The sequence below is a fragment of the Gordonia sp. (in: high G+C Gram-positive bacteria) genome, assembly GCF_020438995.1.
Lineage (GTDB): Bacteria > Actinomycetota > Actinomycetes > Mycobacteriales > Mycobacteriaceae > Gordonia.
The window spans coordinates 59,459-81,190 of the sequence record NZ_JAGQTN010000061.1 but is presented as its reverse complement, the minus strand read 5'-3'; the positions used below and the strand labels follow the sequence as shown (position 1 = coordinate 81,190).

At 67.8% G+C, this 21,732-nt stretch carries 20 protein-coding genes, 1 pseudogene and 1 riboswitch; of the genes and pseudogenes, 15 read left to right on the top strand and 6 right to left on the bottom strand.

Features of this window, described 5'->3' with window-relative positions; translation table 11 throughout:
• Positions 1-13: 13 nt before the first annotated feature.
• Positions 14-958 carry a 5'-3' exonuclease gene (locus KDB67_RS05475; RefSeq protein ID WP_291013412.1) on the bottom strand — a complete coding sequence of 315 codons (945 nt, stop codon included), beginning with the start codon at positions 956-958 and terminating at the stop codon, positions 14-16.
• A gap of 138 nt (positions 959-1,096) precedes the next feature.
• Between KDB67_RS05475 and KDB67_RS05470 the strand changes: the two genes are divergently transcribed.
• The 4 genes and pseudogenes from KDB67_RS05470 to KDB67_RS05455 all read left to right on the top strand — a co-directional run.
• Entirely contained in the window at positions 1,097-2,215 is a 1,119-nt protein-coding gene (locus KDB67_RS05470; protein WP_291013394.1) for a Xaa-Pro peptidase family protein, read from the top strand.
• 92 nt (positions 2,216-2,307) lie between these two features.
• Positions 2,308-2,541, top strand: coding sequence for a DUF433 domain-containing protein (locus KDB67_RS05465; RefSeq protein ID WP_291013392.1), 234 nt, complete (start codon positions 2,308-2,310; stop codon positions 2,539-2,541).
• Complete coding sequence (locus KDB67_RS05460) at positions 2,538-2,903, top strand: DUF5615 family PIN-like protein (RefSeq protein WP_291013389.1); 366 nt, start codon at positions 2,538-2,540, stop codon at positions 2,901-2,903. Before KDB67_RS05465 ends, KDB67_RS05460 begins: the two co-directional genes overlap by 4 nt.
• Before the next feature lie 39 nt (positions 2,904-2,942).
• Positions 2,943-3,094 (top strand): annotated as a pseudogene (locus tag KDB67_RS05455) (M24 family metallopeptidase); the annotation flags it as partial.
• Here KDB67_RS05455 and KDB67_RS05450 read toward each other — a convergent pair.
• Positions 3,083-3,484, bottom strand: coding sequence for a TIGR03618 family F420-dependent PPOX class oxidoreductase (locus tag KDB67_RS05450; RefSeq protein ID WP_291013386.1), 402 nt, complete (start codon positions 3,482-3,484; stop codon positions 3,083-3,085). The pseudogene KDB67_RS05455 and the gene KDB67_RS05450 overlap by 12 nt on opposite strands.
• A gap of 68 nt (positions 3,485-3,552) precedes the next feature.
• On the opposite strand from KDB67_RS05450, the gene KDB67_RS05445 reads away from it, so the two are divergent.
• The 6 genes from KDB67_RS05445 (at position 3,553) to KDB67_RS05420 (ending at position 9,113) form a co-directional block, all read left to right on the top strand.
• Positions 3,553-4,314: an SDR family NAD(P)-dependent oxidoreductase gene (locus tag KDB67_RS05445; protein WP_291013383.1), complete on the top strand. Its 762-nt coding sequence runs from the start codon at positions 3,553-3,555 to the stop codon at positions 4,312-4,314.
• Positions 4,311-5,519, top strand: coding sequence for a precorrin-6y C5,15-methyltransferase (decarboxylating) subunit CbiE (gene cbiE, locus KDB67_RS05440; RefSeq protein WP_291013380.1), 1,209 nt, complete (start codon positions 4,311-4,313; stop codon positions 5,517-5,519). Before KDB67_RS05445 ends, cbiE begins: the two co-directional genes overlap by 4 nt.
• Positions 5,516-6,283, top strand: a complete 768-nt coding sequence (locus KDB67_RS05435) for an SAM-dependent methyltransferase (protein WP_291013377.1) — start codon at positions 5,516-5,518, stop codon at positions 6,281-6,283. The genes cbiE and KDB67_RS05435 overlap by 4 nt, the downstream gene beginning before the upstream one ends.
• Positions 6,280-7,062 carry a cobalt-precorrin-6A reductase gene (locus KDB67_RS05430; RefSeq protein WP_291013374.1) on the top strand — a complete coding sequence of 261 codons (783 nt, stop codon included), beginning with the start codon at positions 6,280-6,282 and terminating at the stop codon, positions 7,060-7,062. Before KDB67_RS05435 ends, KDB67_RS05430 begins: the two co-directional genes overlap by 4 nt.
• Before the next feature lie 424 nt (positions 7,063-7,486).
• Positions 7,487-8,125: a hypothetical protein gene (locus KDB67_RS05425; RefSeq protein ID WP_291013372.1), complete on the top strand. Its 639-nt coding sequence runs from the start codon at positions 7,487-7,489 to the stop codon at positions 8,123-8,125.
• A 160-nt stretch (positions 8,126-8,285) separates the two neighbouring features.
• Positions 8,286-9,113, top strand: a complete 828-nt coding sequence (locus tag KDB67_RS05420; protein ID WP_291013370.1) for a thioredoxin domain-containing protein — start codon at positions 8,286-8,288, stop codon at positions 9,111-9,113.
• A gap of 71 nt (positions 9,114-9,184) precedes the next feature.
• Here KDB67_RS05420 and KDB67_RS05415 read toward each other — a convergent pair whose 3' ends face one another.
• Genes KDB67_RS05415 through KDB67_RS05405 form a run of 3 tightly spaced genes read right to left on the bottom strand, consistent with a single transcriptional unit; the run spans position 9,185 to position 12,489 of the window.
• Positions 9,185-10,681 (bottom strand): precorrin-2 C(20)-methyltransferase, encoded by a 1,497-nt coding sequence (locus tag KDB67_RS05415; protein ID WP_291013367.1) that lies wholly within the window; start codon positions 10,679-10,681, stop codon positions 9,185-9,187.
• A gap of 3 nt (positions 10,682-10,684) precedes the next feature.
• Positions 10,685-11,311 carry a precorrin-8X methylmutase gene (locus KDB67_RS05410; RefSeq protein ID WP_291013365.1) on the bottom strand — a complete coding sequence of 209 codons (627 nt, stop codon included), beginning with the start codon at positions 11,309-11,311 and terminating at the stop codon, positions 10,685-10,687.
• A 29-nt stretch (positions 11,312-11,340) separates the two neighbouring features.
• A complete protein-coding gene (locus KDB67_RS05405; protein WP_291013363.1) occupies positions 11,341-12,489 on the bottom strand; it encodes a precorrin-3B synthase in 1,149 nt (382 codons plus the stop codon).
• 18 nt (positions 12,490-12,507) lie between these two features.
• Positions 12,508-12,645: riboswitch (cobalamin riboswitch) on the top strand.
• Between the two features lie 35 nt (positions 12,646-12,680).
• Between KDB67_RS05405 and cobN the strand changes: the two genes are divergently transcribed.
• The 5 genes from cobN (at position 12,681) to KDB67_RS05380 (ending at position 21,161) form a co-directional block, all read left to right on the top strand.
• A complete protein-coding gene (gene cobN / locus KDB67_RS05400; protein WP_291013361.1) occupies positions 12,681-16,304 on the top strand; it encodes a cobaltochelatase subunit CobN in 3,624 nt (1,207 codons plus the stop codon).
• Between the two features lie 133 nt (positions 16,305-16,437).
• Positions 16,438-16,965 (top strand): FxsA family protein, encoded by a 528-nt coding sequence (locus KDB67_RS05395; protein ID WP_291013359.1) that lies wholly within the window; start codon positions 16,438-16,440, stop codon positions 16,963-16,965.
• 35 nt (positions 16,966-17,000) lie between these two features.
• Positions 17,001-18,629, top strand: a complete 1,629-nt coding sequence (locus KDB67_RS05390) for an amidohydrolase family protein (RefSeq protein WP_291013357.1) — start codon at positions 17,001-17,003, stop codon at positions 18,627-18,629.
• A gap of 116 nt (positions 18,630-18,745) precedes the next feature.
• On the top strand, positions 18,746-20,368 hold the full coding sequence (lnt, locus tag KDB67_RS05385) for an apolipoprotein N-acyltransferase (protein WP_291013410.1): 1,623 nt from the start codon (positions 18,746-18,748) through the stop codon (positions 20,366-20,368).
• The gene (locus tag KDB67_RS05380) at positions 20,352-21,161 is read left to right on the top strand and encodes a polyprenol monophosphomannose synthase (protein WP_291013354.1); all 810 of its coding nucleotides are present in this window, start codon (positions 20,352-20,354) and stop codon (positions 21,159-21,161) included. The genes lnt and KDB67_RS05380 overlap by 17 nt, the downstream gene beginning before the upstream one ends.
• 104 nt (positions 21,162-21,265) lie before the next feature.
• Here KDB67_RS05380 and KDB67_RS05375 read toward each other — a convergent pair whose 3' ends face one another.
• Complete coding sequence (locus KDB67_RS05375; protein WP_291013352.1) at positions 21,266-21,610, bottom strand: RNA polymerase-binding protein RbpA; 345 nt, start codon at positions 21,608-21,610, stop codon at positions 21,266-21,268.
• Positions 21,611-21,732: the final 122 nt, after the last annotated feature.

Below are 21,732 nucleotides of genomic sequence, written 5' to 3'. Positions count from 1 at the left end.
AGGTTTCTGTAGTTCAGGATCCGGGCCAGCCGAGCGCCTTCGAGAGCCGACCCAGTGAAGCGCCGATCCCGAGTTCCTCACCGAGTTCGGCGAGCCTGTCGGGGTCGGCGGGTGTGTGCGGCAGTATGTCCGAATCGCTTGAGTCGATGGTGTCGGCGTCGGTGCGCACGGCCACCACCACGCGGGCTGCGGCGAGATAGTCGGTCGCCGCGGCGAGCGCGTTGCGGCTGCGGGTGGGCACCGACGAATCACCTTCCAGCGCAGCCTTTTCCAGAGCATCCAGGTTGCCGAACGCGGTGATCAGCTTGGCGGCGGTCTTCTCGCCGATGCCCGTCACCCCCGGCAGGCCGTCGGACGGGTCGCCGCGCAGCATCGACATCTCGGCGTACGCGACGCCCGCCCGATCCACTGGCACCCCGTACTTCTCGGCCACCTCTGCAGGTCCCATCATTTCGGCCTTGGCCAGCCCTCGGCCCACGTACAGCACGCGCACAGGCACCGGATCGTCGGCCACCACCTGCAACAGGTCCCGGTCGCCGCTGACCACCACCACCGGATCGTCGGCCTCGGCGAAGGCGAGCGTCCCGATCACGTCGTCGGCCTCACAGCCCTCGGCGCCGGATGTGGCGATCCCCGCCGCGGCGAGGACGTCTAGGATCATCGTGACCTGCGGGGTGAGCGTGTCGGGCACATCCTCGATGTCGCCGCCGGACTCGGTGCCGGCCGGTTCAGCCACCCGATGCGCCTTGTATGACGGGATCAGATCGGTCCGGAACTTCGGCCGCCAATCGAGATCCAGGCACACCACCAGCCGGCTCGGCTGCTCCCGCGTAACCAGCGACGCGATCGTGTCGATGAACCCGCGCACCGCATTCACCGGCCGCCCGTCGGGCGCTGTCATCTTCTCCGGCAGGGCATAGAACGAACGGAACCACAGGCTCGCGCCGTCGAGAAGCATCACTGATCCGGTCACCCCGCCAGTCTGTCACGTCTCACTTCGATCGAGATATGACGGAGTACGTCCCGCGTCTCGTATCCCGCCGGATGTGTCCGGCGAATAGCCCTCCCCGACACGGGCACGGCTAACCTGTGACACATGCAGCGCTTCTCCTCGGATGTGTACCGCGAACGCTTGGCCCGCGCAGCGGTCCTGACCGGCGATGCCGGTCTCGACGGGATCGTCGTGTCGACGGGCCCGGATCTGCGGTATCTCACCGGGTCGCGCGCGAACACCTTTGAGCGGTTGACGGCGCTGGTCATTCCGGCGGCGGGGAGTCCGCGGTTGGTGGTGGCACGGCTGGAGTTGGCGTCGCTGGCGGAGTCGGCGGTCGGTGAACTCGATATCGAGGTGGCCGATTGGGTGGATGGGCAAGACCCCTATGCGCTGGCGCTGGCGGCGTTGCCGGTCGACCCGGTGATCGCGGTGTCGGATGCGATGCCCGCGCTGCATGTGATTCCGCTGGCCGAACGTACCGGAGGCACGCCGGCGTTGGCGACAGCGGTGCTGCGGGAGTTGCGGATGATCAAGGACCCGGCCGAGATCGACGCGCTGCGGGCGGCGGGGGCGGCGATCGACCGGGTGCATGCGCGGATGGGGGAATGGCTCACACCGGGCCGCACCGAACGTGAAGTGGCCGACGACATCCGGGAGGCGATCGTCGCCGAAGGACACACCGGGGCCGAGTTCATCATCGTCGGTTCAGGTCCGAACGGGGCCGACCCGCATCACGAGTTCTCCGACCGGGTGATCGAACGCGAGGACATCGTCGTCATCGACATCGGGGGTCCGGTGGAGCCCGGCTACAACTCGGACTCGACGCGCACGTACTGCTTCACCGAACCACCGGCTGACATCGCCGATGCCTACGCGGTCCTCGAACGCGCTCAACGGGCTGCGGTCGAGGCGGCCCGACCAGGGGTCAGTGCCGAAAGCGTCGACGCGGTGGCCCGCGACATCCTCGTCGAACATGGGCTGGGGGAGCAGTTCATCCACCGCACTGGGCACGGCATCGGGTTGTCGGTGCATGAGGAGCCGTACATCGTCGGCGGCAACGACATCACTCTGCGGCCCGGGATGGCATTCAGCATCGAGCCGGGTGTGTACTTCTCCGGCCGCTGGGGCGCGCGGATCGAGGACATCGTCATCGTCACCGACGACGGGTGCGAAGCGGTCAATGCCCGCCCGCACCACCTCGTGAACCTGTCAGCCGAGTAGGCTCGCCTCCCGAGGAGAATCCCGACCCGATACTGGCGAAGCGCGGCAGATAAGTCATCGCGGTTCCCACGTACGCGACTTACACTGACACTATGGCTGAGCACAATCGGATCATCGCGGACCACCAGATCATGGGTGGTGTTCCGTGTATTCGCGGCACGCGGATCCCCGCTGCGACTGTGGTCGGCCTGATCGCACAGGGCGCGCCAATCGACGACGTGATCACCGACTTCCCTCAGCTTACCGTTGATGACGTTCGCGCTGCGCTGGCATTTGCCGCTTCCGCCATTTCCGAGCGTCAGCTTCCCCTCCGCGTCCCAGCGTGAGGTTCCTCCTCGACGAATGTCTGAGCGACCGTCTCGCCGCACTTCTCAGCGAGGACGGCCACGACGTTGTGCATGTACGCGACCTGGGACTCCTCGGACATGTCGACGACGAGGTGCTTGAAACCGCACGCCACTCGGGCAGGACCTTGGTTTCGGCCGATACGGATTTCGGAGAGTTGCTGGCGCGGTCAGGTGCAGCACTACCCAGCCTTATCCTCTTTCGGCAAACCGATCGCCGCGCGCAGCACCAGGCCGGCACACTGATCGCCCACCTGGCAGATATCGCAGCCGATATCGACGTGGGCGCGATCGTCGTCTTCACTGACGACCGGGTCCGGATTCGGCGTTTGCCTGTACGTTGATCGGCCCGGGCTATCACGGCACCGCTGCCCTGTTTTGCCCTGCGACCAGGTGTGGCGTTCAGTATCGAACCGGGCGCGTACTTTCGGGCTGCTGAGGTGCCCGCATCGAGGACATCGTGGTGATCACCGAGGACGGATGCGAGGCGGTCAACAACCGTCCCCATCACCTGGTGAACCTGTCAGCCGAATAGGCTTGCCGACCCCATGGCCCGGGTCACGGTGATCTCGATGACCACCCGGCGCGGATTCTCCTTTGGCTGCCGGTAGCGGCGGGCGTACCGGTCCTCGGCGTCGGCGACCCGCAGCCGTTCCCGGCTCACCACCGCAGACCCCTCCAGGGTGAGCCAGCGCGGGCCGTCGACATGGGTGACGGCGGCGTAACCGCCGCGTTCGACGTTGCGCACCTTCTGGCTGCCGTCGACGGTGATGACGCGCGCGATCCGGGTGTCCCGGTCGTAGGTGAAACCGACCGCGACCACGTGCGGAGTGCCGGTGGGCCGGGTGGTGGCGAGGGTCGCGAGGTGGCGTTCGGTGAGGAACTCGAGGGCGGCGTCGTTGAGTGCTTCCGGGGTTCGGGCCATGCGCCACAGCCTAGGGGAGCGACTGAGGCGATCGGGCGCGAGGAGGGCGGGGTGGAATACTGGTCGGCATGGCTGACAGTCCCGGTTCGGTGGTGGTGTTCGGCGGGCGCAGTGAGATCGGTGTGGCCGTGGCCGAACGGCTCGCCGCCGGCCGCACCGTCGTGCTGGCCGCGCGCCGCCCCGACGACCTGGCCGACCAGCGCGCACGACTGGAAGCCGCCGGCGCCGCGCAGGTGGTGACCGTCGCCTTCGACGCGAACGACACCGGCTCGCACACCGAACTGGTCAGTCAACTGGTCGCCGATCACGGACCGATCCCGGTCGCGGTGGTGGCGTTCGGGATCCTCGGCGACCAGCAGCGTGCCGAAACCGATGTCGCACACGCCCTGCAGATCGCACACACCGACTATGTGGCGCAGATCAGTGTGCTCACCCCGCTCGCCACGGCGCTGCGGGCGCAGGGGTCGGGCACCATCATCGTGTTCTCGTCCGTCGCCGGTATCCGGGTGCGGCGGGCGAACTATGTGTACGGCTCCACCAAGGCCGGCCTCGACGGCTTCGCCAGTGGCCTCGCAGATGCGTTGCACGGCAGCGGTGTTCGGCTCTTGCTGACCAGGCCGGGGTTTGTGATCGGGGCGATGACCAAGGATCTGATGGCCGCGGGCACCACACCAGCGCCGCTGTCGGTCACGGCCGATACCGTCGCCGACGCGGTGGTTCGGGCGTACCGGCGCGGGAAGGGCGAGGTGTGGATTCCGTGGGCGCTTCGGCCGATGTTCTTCGGTATGCGTCTGCTGCCACGCGCCATCTGGCGGAGACTGCCCAGGTGACGGCAACACGATTCGTCGTCGTAGGCATCGGGGAGGACGGGTGGGCGGGTCTGAGCGGCGCGGCCCGTGACACCCTGGCGCACGCCGATGCCGTCTACGGTTCGCCCCGGCAGCTGACACTGATCAGCGCTGACGTCGACGGTGCCCGTCTACGCCCGTGGAGATCGCCGATGTCCGGGCACCTGGCCGAGGTTCTCGACGCTCCGCCGTCGCCGGTGGTGCACGTGTTGGCCAGCGGCGATCCGATGTTCCACGGCGTGGGAGCGTCGATCGTGCGGAAGGTCGGCGCCGAACGGGTCACCGTGCTGCCGCATGTGTCGAGCGCGTCACTGGCGTGTGCGCGGCTCGGCTGGGACCTGGCCGGCACCAGCATCGTCAGCGCCGTCACCGCGCCGCCGGAAGCGATCGCGGCGCACCTGTCCGGCGGTCGCCGGATCCTGATCCTCAGCCGCGACGAGCACACACCGTCACAGGTATTGACCATATTGCGGGACAACGGATTCGGTGACTCGCAGGTGAGGATCCTGGAACGCCTCGGCGGATCCGCCGAACGAATCGTCGGCGCCGACTGCGACATCACCGACGTGAATCCGCTCAATATTGTTGCCGTCGACTGCCGCGGACCACGCCGGCCGGCCACCCCTGGCCTGCCCGACGACGAGTACGAGAACGACGGCCAGCTCACCAAGGAACCGGTGCGCGCGCTGACCGTGTGCGCGTTGCGTCCCGGCGGCACCCAATTGCTGTGGGATGTGGGCGGCGGGTCCGGCAGCGTCGCCATCGAATGGCTGCGAGCCGATGCCGACGGCCGCGCGGTCGCCTTCGAAGCCCATCCGGTGCGGGCAGAACGCCTGGCCCGTAACGCCGTCCGGCACGGAGTCGCCCACCGCTTGCGGGTCGCGGGGAAGGCCCCGGAGGCCTTCGCCGGGCACGGCACACCCGACGCCGTGTTCATCGGCGGCGGTTTGTCCGAGCAGGTCCTCGAACAGTGCTGGGACGCACTGACTCCGGGTGGACGACTGGTGGCCAACGGTGTGGCCATCGAATCACAGAACCTGCTCACGGGGGCTGCGGCGCAACACGGGGGCACGCTGCGCCGCTTCAGCATCGAAACGGCCGCGCCGCTGGGGTCGCTGACCACGTGGCGGCCCGCACTCCCGATCGTGCAGTGGGCAGCGGACAAGAGTCAGGAGCAGCAGCGGTGACCGTCTACTTCATCGGCGCCGGCCCCGGCGCCGCCGACCTGATCACCGTGCGCGGTGCCCGGGTCCTCGGCAATTGCCGCACGTGCGTCTACGCGGGTTCCCTTGTGCCGCAAGAGATGCTGGAGCTGTGCCCGGACGGCGCGAACCTCGTCGACACCGCGCGCATGCCGCTCGATGCGATCATCGATGTCATCACGACCGCCGACGCCGCCCGTCACGACGTCGCCCGGCTGCACTCGGGCGATCTGTCCCTGTACTCGGCGATGACGGAACAGCAACGCCTACTATCCGAACGGGGCGTCGTCACCGAGATCGTGCCCGGCGTACCGGCATTCGCGGCGGCGGCCGCCGCCCTCGGCTCCGAGCTGACCGTGCCGGGGGTGGGACAAAGCCTGCTCATCACCCGGGTGTCGACGCTGTCCACCGACATGCCGCCGGGCGAGACGCTGCCCGAACTCGCCGCAGCCGGCGTCACCCTCGCTCTGCATCTGGCGGCGCATCGTGCACAGGAGATCGTCGGCGCCCTCGCCCCTCACTACGGTGCCGACTGCCCGACGGCCACGGTCGCATTCGCGAGCCGCGCCGACGAACAGGTGGTTCGGTGCCCACTCGCCGCGCTACCCGATGCGCTCGCGGCTGCGTCCATCACCAAGACGGCCGTCATCTTCGTCGGGCGTGTCCTGGAACCGCAAGGGGTACACACGATTACCGACAGTTATCTGTATTCGGCCGCCCGTATGTCCAAGCTTCGGAACCACCCGTGAACGCGATCCTGATTCTGGGCGGTACCGGAGAGGGCCGCGAACTGGCAGGCCTCCTGCACGATGCCGGGATCGAGGTAATCACCTCACTGGCGGGTCGTGTCGCACAACCCCGGCTGCCGGTAGGGGAGGTTCGTATCGGCGGATTCGGCCAGTACGCCTCCGGCGACGGGGTGACGGGTCTGACGAACTGGTTGCGTGACAACAACATCCAGGCCGTGGTGGACGCAACCCACCCGTTCGCCGCCACCATCACCCACCATTCCGCCGAAGCAACCCGTCGCGCCGGAGTGCCACTGCTGCGCTTACGCCGGCCCGCGTGGGACCCCGCCGACTTCCCGGGCGGTGACCGCTGGCACCACGTCGCCTCGATCGAGGCAGCAGCCCAACTGGTTTCGCAACTCACCACAACCGGTGGCCGCGATCAGATACTGCTCACCACCGGCCGCCAAGACGCCTCGGCGTTCGCCGGCATCGACAGTGCGTCATTCCTGATCCGCGTCGTCGACGCCCCCACCGGACCGTTGCCGCCACGCCACGAGATCCTGCGCTCCCGCGGCCCCTACGACGCCGACTCCGAACGGCAGCTGCTCACCGACCACCACATCGACGTCCTCGTCACCAAGAACAGCGGCGGAGCGCTCACCCGAGCCAAACTCGACGTCGCAGGCCAACTCGACATCGACATCGTCGTCGTCGACCGACCCACCGAACCCCAGATGAAATTCGTCGTCGACACCGCCACGGACGCCTTCACCTGGTGCTTCAGGAATGTCGATTGACGTGCCAAGGTCAACGGTCGCCGAATCGTTTGGACCAGAAGGGTAGATTCCGCCACATCTCAAAGCTCTTGCGAAGCGTCGGCCAGCGCGAACTCGGTGGTCCAGATATGCCCGAAACAACCGCACAAGTCCAACGTGATCGTTTCGCTCCCGGAACTTTCGGGCTGCGGTCGAGTACTTGGTCTCCTGTGCCCGGACCATAGGTTTCAGAGTGGCAACGTCGCGCATATTGAACCCATGAGGATCTGCACACCATTCTGACTGTTCGGATGCGTTCATTATGTCCACCAGTTCGTCTCGGTCTGCGATGACAACTGCACGGTCCAGTGCAGCGATGACTGACCACATCGTCCTCACATCTGCTTTGGTGTCGCGTCGATGTCAGACCCCAGTGGTACTCATTTCCTGTCGAAAGGAGACCACAATGACCAACCCGACATCCGCGCGAGCCTTCACCTCACGAGATCTGCTTGCCGTCTACCTCGACCTGAAAGGACTCCAATCAGATCTGCGCACGTGGACGGAGAAGGGATTGGCAAGCAATCCGCCCCGTCTCATCCGGTTCCGTCGATTCCGTGCCCTACTCGCGGCGTTTGGCCTGCCGGAGGACCCTGAGATGTTTTCGTCGGGCTACTTTATCGATGCGGCCGACCCACTGTACGCTGCCTTAATTCCCGAACTGGTGGATATGAATGACAATTCCGTCGGAAAATTCAGCACCAGTCTCGTCGACGGATCGGTGCGTGCGACCTTCGCTCCGCTGCAACCCGAAGAGTTCAATGGACTTCCATCGCTCTTCCGCACACTGCTGGCCTACCGCAGGGAGGTCGAAAGGTGTTTACAGCACACCGATGGAATCCTGGAGGCACCGAAGATCGTCTGGCTCGGCCTGACACGAGTTCGGCACGTGAACAACGCAATCCGGGACGTACTCGAAGTGATTGATGAGCCTCTTGCTCGCCTCATCAGCCCGGAGGACCGGTCATTCACGCTCGAGCATCTTGTCGAGCACCACGGATACCCGACGGACGACCTTGACCAGATTGACTGGGAGTGGAGGTGAGTCCGGCGAGATCGACTCTCCGATTGCCGGCGCAGTTCCGCCCTGGAGCTGGTGATCGTCCTTTCGGTTGATGCCTCGTGGCGGAGCTCCACCCAGCCTGGTCATCGAATTCGTCACGATACGCAGTGACGAGATTGCGCCCCTGTTACTTTGAGCAGCGATGAGTTCGCCACAGTACCTGCCACCACAGCATCCGGTTCAGTATCAGCCCGCGCCGGGCGAACCGTTCGGGTCCGGGCCGGGTTCGGCACCGAAACCGTCTCGTACCGCGGGTGCGATCGGTGTGATCGTTGCGGTGGCGCTGGTGGTGGTCGTCGTGGCCGGTGCGGTGGCCTACCCGATGGTGACACGTGTGTCTGGTGAGCCGACGGCTGCCGCCCCGGCGAATGCGCGATCGGCGCCGTTGAAGGTGGAGGGTGTGCCGTCCGTGGCGACCGGCTACGGTCTTCGCGTCGCACCGCCCAGCGCCCACGACATAGACAACCGGGTGGTGGTGACGGTGTTCGAGGATCTGCAGTGCCCGGCGTGCAAACAGTTCGAGATCATGTTCGGTGACGCACTGACCACCCTGCGCGCCAACCCCGATGTGATCGTCGAGTATCGGATGATTTCGTTCCTCGACGGTGCGTCCACCAACAGGTACTCGTCGCGGGCCACCAATGCGTCGGCGTGTGTGGCAGAGGCGACTGCGACAGGTGGCGACTGGTCGACCTGGCTGCGCTATCACGCGATGCTGTACGACCAGCAGCCCGCCGAGGGCGGGGCGGGCCACGACGACGCCAAGCTTGCCTCCCTGGCACTCGACGCTGGATCGACCGACGTGCAAGGGTGCATCACCGCAAACACGTACGCCGACTGGGTGAGCGCCGGCACACGCGACGCACTCACCGATGTCCAGGCCACCCCAACCGTCCAGATCAACGGCCACGCCGTCGACCTCACCGCACCGTCGGACCTGCTCAGCGCCGTCGAGCAAGCGATCCGATAGCCGTCTCGCACGATTTTCTGGCAGATTGGCCGCCCGCTATTCCGCCGGAAATTTTCTGGGTTCGGAGTGTCTCAGGTGGCCGGGTGGCGGCGGGGGGTGAAGACCAGGTTGCCGGCGGGGCGGGATGCTGCTGTTGTTGCCGATGATCCGATGATGAGCAGGGTGCGCATGTCGACGACCGACGGATCCAGATCGCCTACGGTGGTGGTGTGTAAGGACTGCTCCGGACCGCCCACATCGCGTCCCAGTATGAGCACACGCTCGGGTGACACCGACTGGAGGAGTAGCTCTTTGAGGGCGGGTACCTGCCAGGATCGGCTCGCCGAGCCCGGGTTGTAGATCGCGATGACCAGGTCCGCGGCGATCGCGTGGCGGATGCGTTCGCAGATCACCTCCCACGGCTTGAGCCGGTCCGACAGGGAGATGACCGCGAAGTCATGGCCGAGCGGGGCACCGACCGCGGCCGCGACCGCTGTCGCGGCCGTGACGCCGGGCACCACCCGCACCGGCACGTCCTGCCAGGCTGGCTCGGAAGCAACCTCCGCGACCGCGGTGGCCATGGCGAATACCCCGGGATCGCCGGAGGACACCACCGCCACCCGCGCACCCCGATGGGCCAGGGCGAGAGCGAACTCGGCGCGTTCGGATTCGACGCGATTGTCGCTCGCGTGCACGCGTTGCCCCGGTCGCGGGGTGAGTCGCTTGAGGTAGGTCGTGTAGCCGACGAGGTCGGTGGCGGCGGCCAATTCGGCACGGACCTCCGGGGTGGTCCAGCTGTCGCGGCCAGGACCGAGACCGACGACGACGACCTCACCGGAACCACTCACACCCGCCGCGGACGGGTTGTTGCGTCCACCTGGCACTACGATCATCGAAAAGTACGGCACCTGAGCCGGATCCACGTCGGCCGCCGGTAGCACCCGCTGCGCCGACGTCGATGCCCGCTCGACATACCAGGCCTCGTCGAGCCGTCCCGCGGCCTCCAGTGCGGCCCGCACGGTGGTGAAGGTGCGGCCCAGTTTCATCACCGCGAACGCGTCGGCGCCGCGGAACCGTGCCGTCAGATCCTCCTGCGACAGAGTGCCGGGGACTACGGTCAGCGTTTCGTCACCCTCGACCAGCGGGATCGTCATCGCCGCCGACGACGCGCTCACCGAGGTCACGCCGGGCACGATCTCGGCGTCGAACTCGCCGACCAGACGTTTGTGCATGTGCATGTAGGAACTGAAGAACAGGGGATCGCCCTCGGCCAACAGCACCACGTCACGCCCGGCGCGCAGGTGTTCGGCCAGCCGCGCGGCCGACTCGGTGTAGAAGTCGGCGAGCGCCCCGGTGTAGCCGCGCGGATGGTCGGTGGTCTCGGTGGTCACCGGATACATCAACCGCTCTTCGATCTGCCCGTCCCGAAGATAAGGCGACGCCACCGACCGGGCGATGCTGTTGCCGTGGCGCGCACAGTGATACGCGATCACCGGCGCCTCGCCGATCAGCCGCGCCGCTTTGATGGTGACCAGTTCGCTGTCCCCGGGGCCCAGTCCGACGCCCCACAGTTTGCCGTTCGCGGTCATCGCTCATACCTCCGATGTGGAGGCCAGGGCGTTGAGCGCGGAGGCGACGATCGCCGAACCACCACGCCGTCCACGCACAGTGAGGAACTCCAGATCAGTGCGGGCGGCGAGAGCCTCACACGATTCGGCCGCACCGACGAACCCGACCGGGGCGCCGACGATCGCGGCAGGCTTGTCGGCTCCGGCGTCGATCAGGTCCAGTAAAGCGAACAGGGCGGTGGGTGCGTTGCCGATCGCCACCACCGATCCGGCCAGCAGTGGTTTCCAATACTCCAGCGCCGCAGCAGTTCTGGTGGTATTCAGGCGTTGAGCCAGTTCCGCCAGACCGGGCTCACCAAGAAAGCATAAGACGTCGTTGTCCACGGGCAGCCGTCGCCGGGTGACACCGGAGGCGACCATGTTCGCATCGCACAGAATCGGGGCACCGGCTTCCAGTGCGGCCCGCGCCGCCGCGACGACACCCGGGGTGGCCACCACGTCGTCGGCCAGATCGACCTGGCCGCAGCCGTGGATCATCCGCACCACCACGTTCGCGACATCGGGAGGAAAAGCCGACAGGTTGGCCTCGGAGCGGATGATGGCGAAGGACTGACGGTAGATGGCGGCACCGTCGCGCAGGTAGTCACTCATGGTGCCCCTCAGCGTAAATGCGCGTGCGTTCACCCGTGGGCGTGGGTGCGCCGATACCCGTCGGGCGTGGCCTCCACCCGCAGGTGCGCGTCGGTGGGTGCGCCGCAACCGCGTTCGCAGCCCGACCAATGTTCACGCTCATCGACCGGGTCCTGCTTGACCCGTAGCACCAGATCCTCACGGACCGCCGCATGCGCCCGCCCGCAGCCGGGGGCACCCACGCAGCAGCTTACCGATGTCCACGGCGACGCCGCATCGAAGATCAGGCCCATCGGCGCCAGCACCCGAACCACGGTCTCGGCGACTGCCTCGTCGAGGTCGCACAGGAGGATCTCGCGTTCCGGGGTAAAGATGATCGGCTTGCCGACGGCCGCGAGGAACTGCGCCAGGCGGGCCGGCAGCCGGGCCAGTTCCACCACACCGCCGAGCAGCACCGCGCCGTCGTCCTGGTCAAACCAGCCGACGATCGGTGACGGCGACGCTGCGAGAGGCGTTCCGGGTTCGCCGACGGCCGCGTCAAGCCTGGCGGACGCGGCCGTCACGATCGCCGCGTGCTCGGTACCGGTCAGGTCGCCTACCCGCCACGCGGAGGGTGCGACCTGCACCATGTCACGCGCGACCGCGGTCATCTCGGAGGCCAGCGCGTCAACGGGTACCGAACCGAGCGTGAGCTCGCCGAGTAGCACGTCCGCGACCGATCCGGTGCGGGCAACAGCCGTGACGTCGGGGTGTCGGGCAAGGACGTCGCCCCGGCCGTCGTCGAGACCGAACAGGAACCGCCCCGACAACCTGGCGAACACCTCGTCGGCGCGCAGCAGGTCGTCGAGCTCGGCCACCACCGGCCGCAGGTCGGCCGCACCGCCGATACGTCCGGTGAGCGAAGAGACCTCGATGTTGCGGGCCCGATCATGGGTCGACGTCGGCGCGAGCCCCGCGTCGACGATCAGCGCGCCGAGAGCATCGGTGTCGCCGATGCCGCGGATCTGGAGGTTGCCGCGGGCGGTGATCTCCAGAAATCCGTCGCCGTACTCGGCTGTCCCCTCGGCGAGTGCCTCCAGTTGCGGTGCGGTGATCGACCCGCCGGGCAGCCGGATCCGGGCCAGCGCACCGTCGGCCGCAGCATGGGTGGTGAACACGCCGGGGCAGCGGTCGGTGCGGTCGCGATGGGAGTCGGTCACCCACCCAGGGTAGGCCCGCTACGACCGCACACCGATGGCTAGGCTGTGACGTGCGAGTAGCGGAAGCCGGTGTGAATCCGGCACGGTCGCGTCACTGTAACGGTGTGCCCGGCTCGGGGCACCGAAGTCAGACCTGCCGCTCGCCTTGCCACGACCGACTATCCCGGGCGCGCTTCCCGGTGAGGAGAGCCATGATTCTGCTGCTGTCGACCTCCGACACCGACCTCATCACCGCCTCGGCGTCCGGGGCCGGCTTCCGGGTGGCCAATCCCGCCCGGATTCTCGTCGATGATGTCGCCGAACTTGCCGACGGTGCCGATCTGGTGGTGATCCGCATCCTCGGTGGCGTTCGCGCCTGGGAGGACGGCCTGGCCGCGGCGACGGCGCTCGGCAAGCCGCTGGTGGTGCTCTCGGGCGAGCAGCAGCCCGACCCGGACCTGATGGCGGTGTCGACGGTACCGGCCGGTGTGGCGGCCGAAGCGCACAACTATCTCGCCGCCGGCGGCGTCGAGAACCTCACGAACCTGCACCACTTCCTGTCCGACACGGTGCTGCTCACCGGACACGGGTTCGAGCCACCGCAGCAGACACCCGGCTGGGGCGTGCTCGAACGCACCGTCGCCGAGGTTCCCGACGGCGCGCCCACCATCGGCGTCCTGTATTACCGGGCCCAACACTTGGCCGGCAACACCCGCTACGTCGACGCCCTGTGCGCCGCCGTCGAGGCCAAAGGGGCACGCGCGCTGCCCATCTTCTGCGCGTCGCTGCGCACCGCACCCGACGAACTCATCGACCTGCTCGGCACCACCGACGCGCTCGTCGTCACCGTCCTCGCGGCGGGCGGATCCACCCCGGCCGCCGCATCGGCCGGTGGGGACGACGAGGCCTGGAACATCGAACGCCTGGCCGCCCTCGACATCCCGATCCTGCAGGGCCTGTGCCTGACGGGTTCGCGGGACGACTGGGCCGCCAACGACGACGGTCTGTCGCCGCTGGATGTGGCCACCCAGGTCGCGGTCCCCGAATTCGACGGCCGGATCATCACGGTCCCGTTCTCGTTCAAGGAGTTCGACGAGAACGGCCTGCCCTGGTACCAGCCCGACCACGAACGCTGCGCCCGCGTCGCCGGCATCGCCGTCTCCCACGCCCGGCTGCGCAAGACCGCGCCCGCCGACCGCAAGGTCGCGATCATGCTGTCGGCATACCCCACCAAACACGCCCGCATCGGCAACGCCGTGGGCCTGGACACCCCGCGCAGCCTGCTACGGCTGCTAGCGGCGCTGGGCGAGGCCGGCTACGACATCGGCGACGACGGGGAGATTCCCGGTCTGGCAGAAGACGATTCGGATGCGCTCATCCACGCGATCATCGCCAAGGGCGGACAGGATTCCGATTGGCTGACCGAGGAAACATTGGCCGCCAACCCCATTCGGGTCTCGGCCGCCGACTACCGCACGTGGTTCGCCACGCTGCCCGACGACCTGCGCGAGGGGGTCGAAAAGCATTGGGGTCCGGCACCGGGGGAGTTGTTCGTCGACCGGTCCGCCAACCCCGACGGCGATATCGTCATCGCGGCAATGACTTTCGGGAACATCGCGATCCTGGTGCAGCCGCCGCGCGGCTTCGGTGAGAACCCGGTCGCCATCTACCACGACCCCGATCTGCCGCCCTCGCATCACTACCTGGCCGCCTACCGCTGGGTCGCCGGATTCAACGGAACCGGCTACGGCGACAATGGTTTCGGGGCCGACGCCGTCGTGCACGTGGGCAAACACGGCAACCTCGAATGGCTGCCCGGCAAGACCCTCGGTATGTCGTCGGGTTGCGGCACCGACGCCGCGCTCGGCGACCTGCCGCTGATCTACCCGTTCCTGGTCAACGATCCGGGTGAGGGCACGCAGGCCAAACGTCGCGCCCACGCCGTGCTCGTTGACCACCTCATCCCGCCGATGGCGCGCGCCGAATCCTACGGCGACATCGCCCGACTCGAACAGCTCCTGGACGAGCACTCCAACGTCTCGACGCTCGACCCGTCGAAACTGCCCGCGATCCGCCAGCAGATCTGGACACTGCTCACCGCGGCCAAGATGGACCACGACCTGGGCCTGGCAGAACGCCCCGACGAGGACGTATTCGACGACATGCTGCTGCACGTGGACGGCTGGCTGTGCGAGATCAAGGACGTGCAGATCCGCGACGGCCTGCACGTCCTCGGACAGGCCCCCGACGCCGATACCGAAACCGACCTGGTCCTGGCGATGCTGCGGGCGCGCCAATTGTGGGGCGGAACGTCGGCGCTGCCCGGTCTGCGCGAAGCACTCGGACTTACCGAGGACGGCACCGCCGCACGCACCGAGGTCGATGAGTTCGAGACCATCGCCCGCGGCCTGGTCACCACCTGCGCGAAAGGGGACTGGTCGGCCGAATCGGTGGCCACCGCAGCCCAGGGCCACCCGCAGGCCGTCGCCGACATCCTCACCTTCGCCGCCACCGAGGTGGTGCCCAGGCTGCGGCAGACCTCCGTCGAGATCGACCGGGTGCTGCACGCCCTCGACGGCGGTTTCATCCCGGCCGGGCCCAGCGGCTCGCCGCTGCGCGGCCTGATCAACGTCCTGCCGACCGGCCGCAACTTCTACTCCGTCGACCCCAAGGCGGTGCCGTCACGGCTGGCATGGGAGACGGGCCGGGCGATGGCCGACTCGCTGCTCGAACGCTACCTGGCCGATCACGGTGAATATCCCCGCTCGGTCGGTCTGTCGGTGTGGGGGACCAGTGCCATGCGCACCTCCGGCGACGACATCGCCGAAGTCCTGGCCCTGCTCGGCGTAATGCCCGTGTGGGATGAGATGTCGAGGCGCGTATCGAGCCTGGAACTGATCGGCCTCGAAGAACTGGGCCGGCCGCGCATCGACGTCACCGTCCGTATCTCCGGCTTCTTCCGCGACGCCTTCCCGCACGTGGTCACCATGCTCGATGACGCCGTCGCCCTCGCCGCCGACGCCGACGAACCCGACGAGCAGAACTTCGTCGCCGCCCATGTGCGCGCGTCACTGGCCGAACACGGGGACCGGCGCAGGGCCTCGACGCGGGTGTTCGGGTCCAAACCCGGCACGTACGGTGCGGGTCTGCTGCAGCTCATCGACTCCCGCGAGTGGCGCAGCGACGAGGACCTGGCCCGCGTCTACACCGAGTGGGGCGGCTACGCCTACGGCCGCGACCTGGCCGGTGTGCCGGCGGTCGACGACATGCGCGCCGCGTACCGACGGATCGCGGTGGCCGCCAAGAACACCGACACCCGCGAACACGACATCGCCGACTCCGACGACTACTTCCAGTACCACGGTGGCATGGTCGCCACCGTCCGCGCCCTCACCGGTAAGGACCCCGAGGCCTACATCGGTGACTCCACCCGACCCGATGCAGTGCGCACCCGCACCCTGTCGGAGGAGACCAGCCGCGTGTTCCGCGCCCGCGTGGTCAACCCGCGCTGGATCTCGGCGATGCAGCGCCACGGCTACAAGGGCGCCTTCGAGATGGCCGCCACCGTCGACTACCTGTTCGGCTACGACGCCACCACCGATGTGGTCGCCGACTGGATGTACGAAAAGCTCACCGAGTCTTACGTGCTCGATGAGACCAATCAGGAGTTCATGCGCCAATCCAACCCGTGGGCGCTGCACGGAATCGCCGAACGTCTGCTGGAGGCGGCGCAGCGACAAATGTGGCACGAACCGCCCGCCGAGTTGCTCGCCGAACTGCGCCGCATCTACGTCGAGGCCGAAGGCGATATCGAAGGTCGCGACGCGGACGGCTGACACTCCGCGAACCGCGCACAGCGGGTTCACAGCAGTCCCGGGAGAAAATCCGGACACTCGTACGTTGAACATCTCGACGGGTGCATCCGGAACGACCGAACAGCACCCAACGGAGAGGTCAGGTGTCATTCTCATGCGCCTTGCGATAGTTCTCGGTTACGGGGCAGTGGAGATCGGCGCCTTCGCCCTGGCCATCCACCTGCTCGGATTCGGCTGGGCTGTGCTCGCCGGACTGGCGGTGTTCACCGTCGGCCTGATCGTGTTGCGTCGCCACACCCGGAAACTGGCCGCCGACCTGCGGCGCGCATCACGCAACGAGATCGACCCGGTGCCCGCGATGGCCGACACCGGACTGACCGCACTGGCCGCGACCCTGCTCCTGCTTCCCGGAGTCGTCTCGACGGTGGCCGGGATGGGCCTGCTGGCCCCACCGGTGCGCAAGCTGGCCCGGCCGACGGTCACCGCCTACGGCACCCGCCGCTTCAACGCGTCGATGGACCGCATCGGCCTGTACTCGGTGAGCCTGTTCACCGACGACCGCGTACGCCCCGGCGACGTCATCGACGGAGACATCCTCGACGGCGACGTCGTCTACACCGACCCGGTCGCCACCCCGGACCACTATCAAAGCAGCATGCGGAGTCTGCCACAGGCGAAATAGCCCGGGCCGGTAGACGTCAGGCACACTGGACGATCGTGGCTACTGATCTGTATGTGGGCGGTGCGGTGTACTCACCTGCCGCACCCGACGCGACGGCACTGGCCGTCACCGACGGCATCGTCGTGTGGGTGGGCAGCGACGACGTCGGGCATGCCCTACATCCGGGCGCGCGCATCGTCGACCTCGACGGTAGATTCGTGGCCCCGGCGTTCGTCGATTCGCACGTCCACCTCACCTCCACCGGCCTCGCGCTCGGCGGGCTGACCCTGTCGTCGGCGACGAGCCGCAGCGACTGCCTGGCACTGCTCGCTGCGGCCCACGCCGTGGCGGCGCCCGGCGCGCTGCTCTGGGGGACCGGCTGGGACGACTCGGCCTGGGACACCGCAGTCGCCGGCGAGGGACGATTCCCCACCACCGCCGAGATCGACGCGATCGTGGGCGAGCGTCCCGTCTACCTGTCCCGTATCGACGAGCATTCGGCCGTCGCGTCCACCGCCTTGCGTAGGCGCTTGCCCGGGCTGGCCGATGCGACCGGTTTTCATCCCGCCGAACCCCTGGTCGCCGACGCGCACCACCTGCTGCGCGGCGCGGCGCGGGCGCTGCTGAACGATGACCAGCGGCGACGAGCCCAAATCCGGGCCCTCGATCACGCGGCGTCCGTCGGGGTGGTGGCCGTACACGAGAACGGCGGCCCCGACATCAGCGGCAGAGCCGACTTCCTGGCGATCGCCGACCTCGACCATCCGATATCGGTCCGGCGCTACTGGGGGCAGGCCGCCGCCGACCCCGACGAGGCACACACACTGATGCGGGAGCTGCGTGCCGACGCCCTCGGTGGTGACCTGTTCGTCGACGGGTCGCTGGGGTCGCACACCGCCTGGCTGTCGCAGCCCTACGCCGACGCGCCGGAGCGGACCGGGATCACCTACCTCGACCACGACATCATCCGCCGACACATCGTCGCCTGCACGACCGCCGGGATCCAGGCCGGTTTCCACGTCATCGGCGACGCCGCCGCCGCTTCGGTGGCCGCCGCGTTCGGCGAGGTCGCCGACGAACTGGGCACCCCGGCACTGGCCCGGTGCGCCCACCGGCTCGAACACGCCGAGATGATCTCGGCCCGCGACACCGACATCCTCGCGCGCTGCGGCGTGATCGCCAGCATGCAGCCGCAGTTCGACGCCGCCTGGGGAGGGTCCGGCGAACTGTACGAACAGCGTCTCGGGGCTGATCGGGCGGCCGGACTCAACGACTTCGGCGCACTGGCCAAGGCCGGTGTCGCATTGTCGTTCTCCTCGGACGCCCCGGTCACCGGCATCGATCCATGGGCCACGATCAGGGCCGCGGTCCATCACCATCAGCCCCGCAACGCGATCTCAGCGCGCGCCGCGTTCGCCGCGACCACCCGCGGCGGCTGGCGCGCCGGCGGGATCAACGACGGACTCACCGGCACCCTCGTCCCCGGCGCACCCGCACACTTCGCCGTCTGGGAGGCCGACGAACTGGTGGTCGTCGGCTCCCACGCGGGGGTCCAGCGCTGGTCGACCGACCCGCGTGCCCGCGTGCCCGCACTCCCGGACGTCTCCCCGGCCGCCGACCTGCCGCGGTGCGTACAGACCTTCCGCGACGGCGTCTGCGTGTACTCGGCGGAGACGGCCGGGTGAGCGGGCCCGACGGCACCGGGCGACCCGGACCGCTGACACGCCTGCGGCAGTGGTCGCCGGCTGATCGCAGACTGTGGCTGATCCGCACCGCACTCGCGGTGGTCGCCGGCGCCGGCATGTACCTGGCGTTCCCACCCCGGTCGTCGTGGTACCTGTCGGTGCTCGCACTCGGTGCGCTGTTCGCGCTGCTGTCGGTGGGCAGACCCCGTGCCCGTACCGGCGCCTGGATCGGTTTCACGTTCGGCCTGGGCTTCTTCGTTCCGCTGCTGCCGTGGATCGGCGAGTACGTGGGGCCACTGCCGTGGCTGGCGCTGGCCACAGTCATGGCCGGCTACCTGGCACTGTTCGGAGTGATCGCGACGATCACGATGCGACTGCCGGTGCCACCGGTCTGGTTCACCCTGGCGTGGATCCTCGTCGAAGCGGTGCGATCGTCGTTCCCCTTCGGCGGGTTCCCATGGGGCCGGACCGCGTTCAGCCAGGTCGACGGACCGCTGCTGCCGCTGGCCTCGATCCTCGGCGCACCGGGCCTGTCCGGGGCGGTGGCTCTGTTCGGGGCCGCGGGGGCGTGGTTCGTCGTGATCATCGCGGCTTCCCTGCGTACCCGGGCACAGACTCGCGACCAGATCGTTCCGGAACCGGAAGCCGGCCGCCCGGACACGGTCACGTGGGCTGCGATCGCGGCGGTTCTGACCTTGGTGGGACCGGTGAGCGCGATCCTGGTCACCCCCGACACCATCGACCGCACGGTCTCGACGTCGACCGTCAATGTCGCGGCGATCCAGGGAAACGTACCCAGGCTCGGCCTCGACTTCAACGCCCAGCGCCGGGCCGTGCTCGACAACCACATCGCCGAAACGAAACGCCTGGCCGACGACGTCCAGGCCGGGCGGGCGATGGCCCCCGACCTGGTGCTGTGGCCCGAGAACGCCTCGGACATCTCACCACAGATCAATACCGACGCAGCACAGGCGATCGAAGACACCTCGGTCCTCATCGACGCGCCTATCCTGCTGGGCACCCTCCTGTACGACCACGGCGGACACCCCACCAACTCTGTGCTCGTCTGGGATCCGCACCGCGGCCCCACCGCCCGCTACGACAAGCACATCGTCCAGCCGTTTGGCGAATACCTCCCGTGGCGCAGCTTCTTCCGGCTCTTCTCCTCGTACGCGGACATGGCCGGAGACTTCCGTCCCGGAACCGGTCCCGGGGCCGTCGATGTCGACGCCCGTGGCCGAACCGTCCGCGTCGGAATCTCCACCTGCTGGGAGGTCGCGTTCGACCGCTCGGCACGCAAGGCGGTCCGCGACGGTGCCGAGTTCTTGTTCGTGCCCACCAACAACGCCACCTTCGGCCGCACCAACATGACCTATCAGCAACTGGCGATGTCCCAGGTGCGGGCGGTCGAACATGGCCGGTCGGTGGTGGTGGCGGCAACGAGCGGGGTCAGCGCGATCGTCGGCGCAGACGGCATGATCGAATCGAAGTCCGGGTTCTTCACCCCGGCAACTCTCACCTCGCACCTGGCGTTGCGCTCGGACACGACCATCGCGACCCAGCTCGGCGGTCTGCCGCAGACCGCCGCGGTAGTGATCGCGATCGCAGCATTTTTGTTTGCAATCACGCGGCGTACTAGATTCTCCCAAAGGTTTCCTATCCGGCGGATGGGCACCACCAGTGACCGCGAGGACAGTGCGGACACCACATCCGAGGAGATCGATGGAATCGCCAGATAGCGCCACCACCGGCAGCAGTCCCGGAGCAGACCGGCAGGCCGGGGTCGTTGCGGCTGACGGCACACGCGCACTGGTGGTCATCCCGACCTACAACGAACGCGACAACCTGCCCGGCATCCTCGCTCGTCTGCACGGGGCATTGCCCGGCATCCATGTGCTGGTCGTCGACGACTCCAGCCCGGATGGAACCGGTGAACTCGCCGACCAACTGTCCGCCGGCGACACCGACGGCCGCGTGCATGTGCTGCACCGCACGGTCAAGGACGGACTGGGCAAGGCCTATCTCGCCGGGTTCGCGTGGGGGCTGGCGCGCACCTACACAGTGATCATCGAGATGGACGCAGACGGCTCACACGCCCCCGAGCAGCTCGGCTCCCTGCTCGCGGCCGTCAACGACGGTGCCGATCTGGTCATCGGGTCGCGATATGTTCCAGGCGGACGCCTGGTGAACTGGCCCAAGCGCCGCGAATGGCTGTCCCGGGGCGCCAACACCTACGCCCGGCTGGCACTCGGCGCACACATCCACGACATCACCGCGGGTTTCCGTGCCTATCGTCGGGAGGTTCTGGACAAGATCAGCCTCGCCACCGTCGACTCCGCCGGATACTGCTTCCAGATCGACCTCGCCTGGCGAACGGTGCAGGCCGGTTTCGACGTCCGCGAGGTACCCATCACCTTCACCGAACGTGAGGTGGGCGAGTCGAAGATGGACGGCGGCGTGATGACCGAGGCATTCATGATGGTGGCCCGCTGGGGTGTGGCGAGCCGCCTGGCACAGTTGCGGCGACGCTGACGCCGACCGTCGTTCCCACGAAGAATGCCCGGTGACCTCTGTAGGCAACCGGGCATTCTTCGTCGTGATGAAGTTCGTCGTGATGAATACGTGCGCGGGCGCGCTCAGCCCACGACACCGCGCCGACGCTGCTTGAGCAGCTCAAGACGCTCGTTGAGCAGCACCTGCAGGTCCTCTTCGGAACGGCGTTCGAGAAGCATGTCCCAGTGTGTGCGCGGCGGCTTGACCTTCTTCTCGTCGGGCTCGGCACCTTCGAGGATCGTGCCTTCCATGCCGTTCTTGCACGGCCACTTGGACGGAACCTCCGCGTCGTCGGCGAACGGGACGTCGAAGATCTCACCGTTGTCGGTGCGATACTGGACGATCCGCCGTGGCGCGAGGTCGTGGTCGCGATCGGTCTCGTAGCTCACCGCACCGAGGCGGCTACCGCGAAGTACTCGATCAGCCATAGGTTCTTGTTCCTCTCAAAACGCTTGGTCAACCGCCGGAGCAATCCGGCCACATGGACGTGGTCGGCGCACCGGACTCGGACAACTACCCGCCAATACTACGCGCACGAGGGGTACGCGCA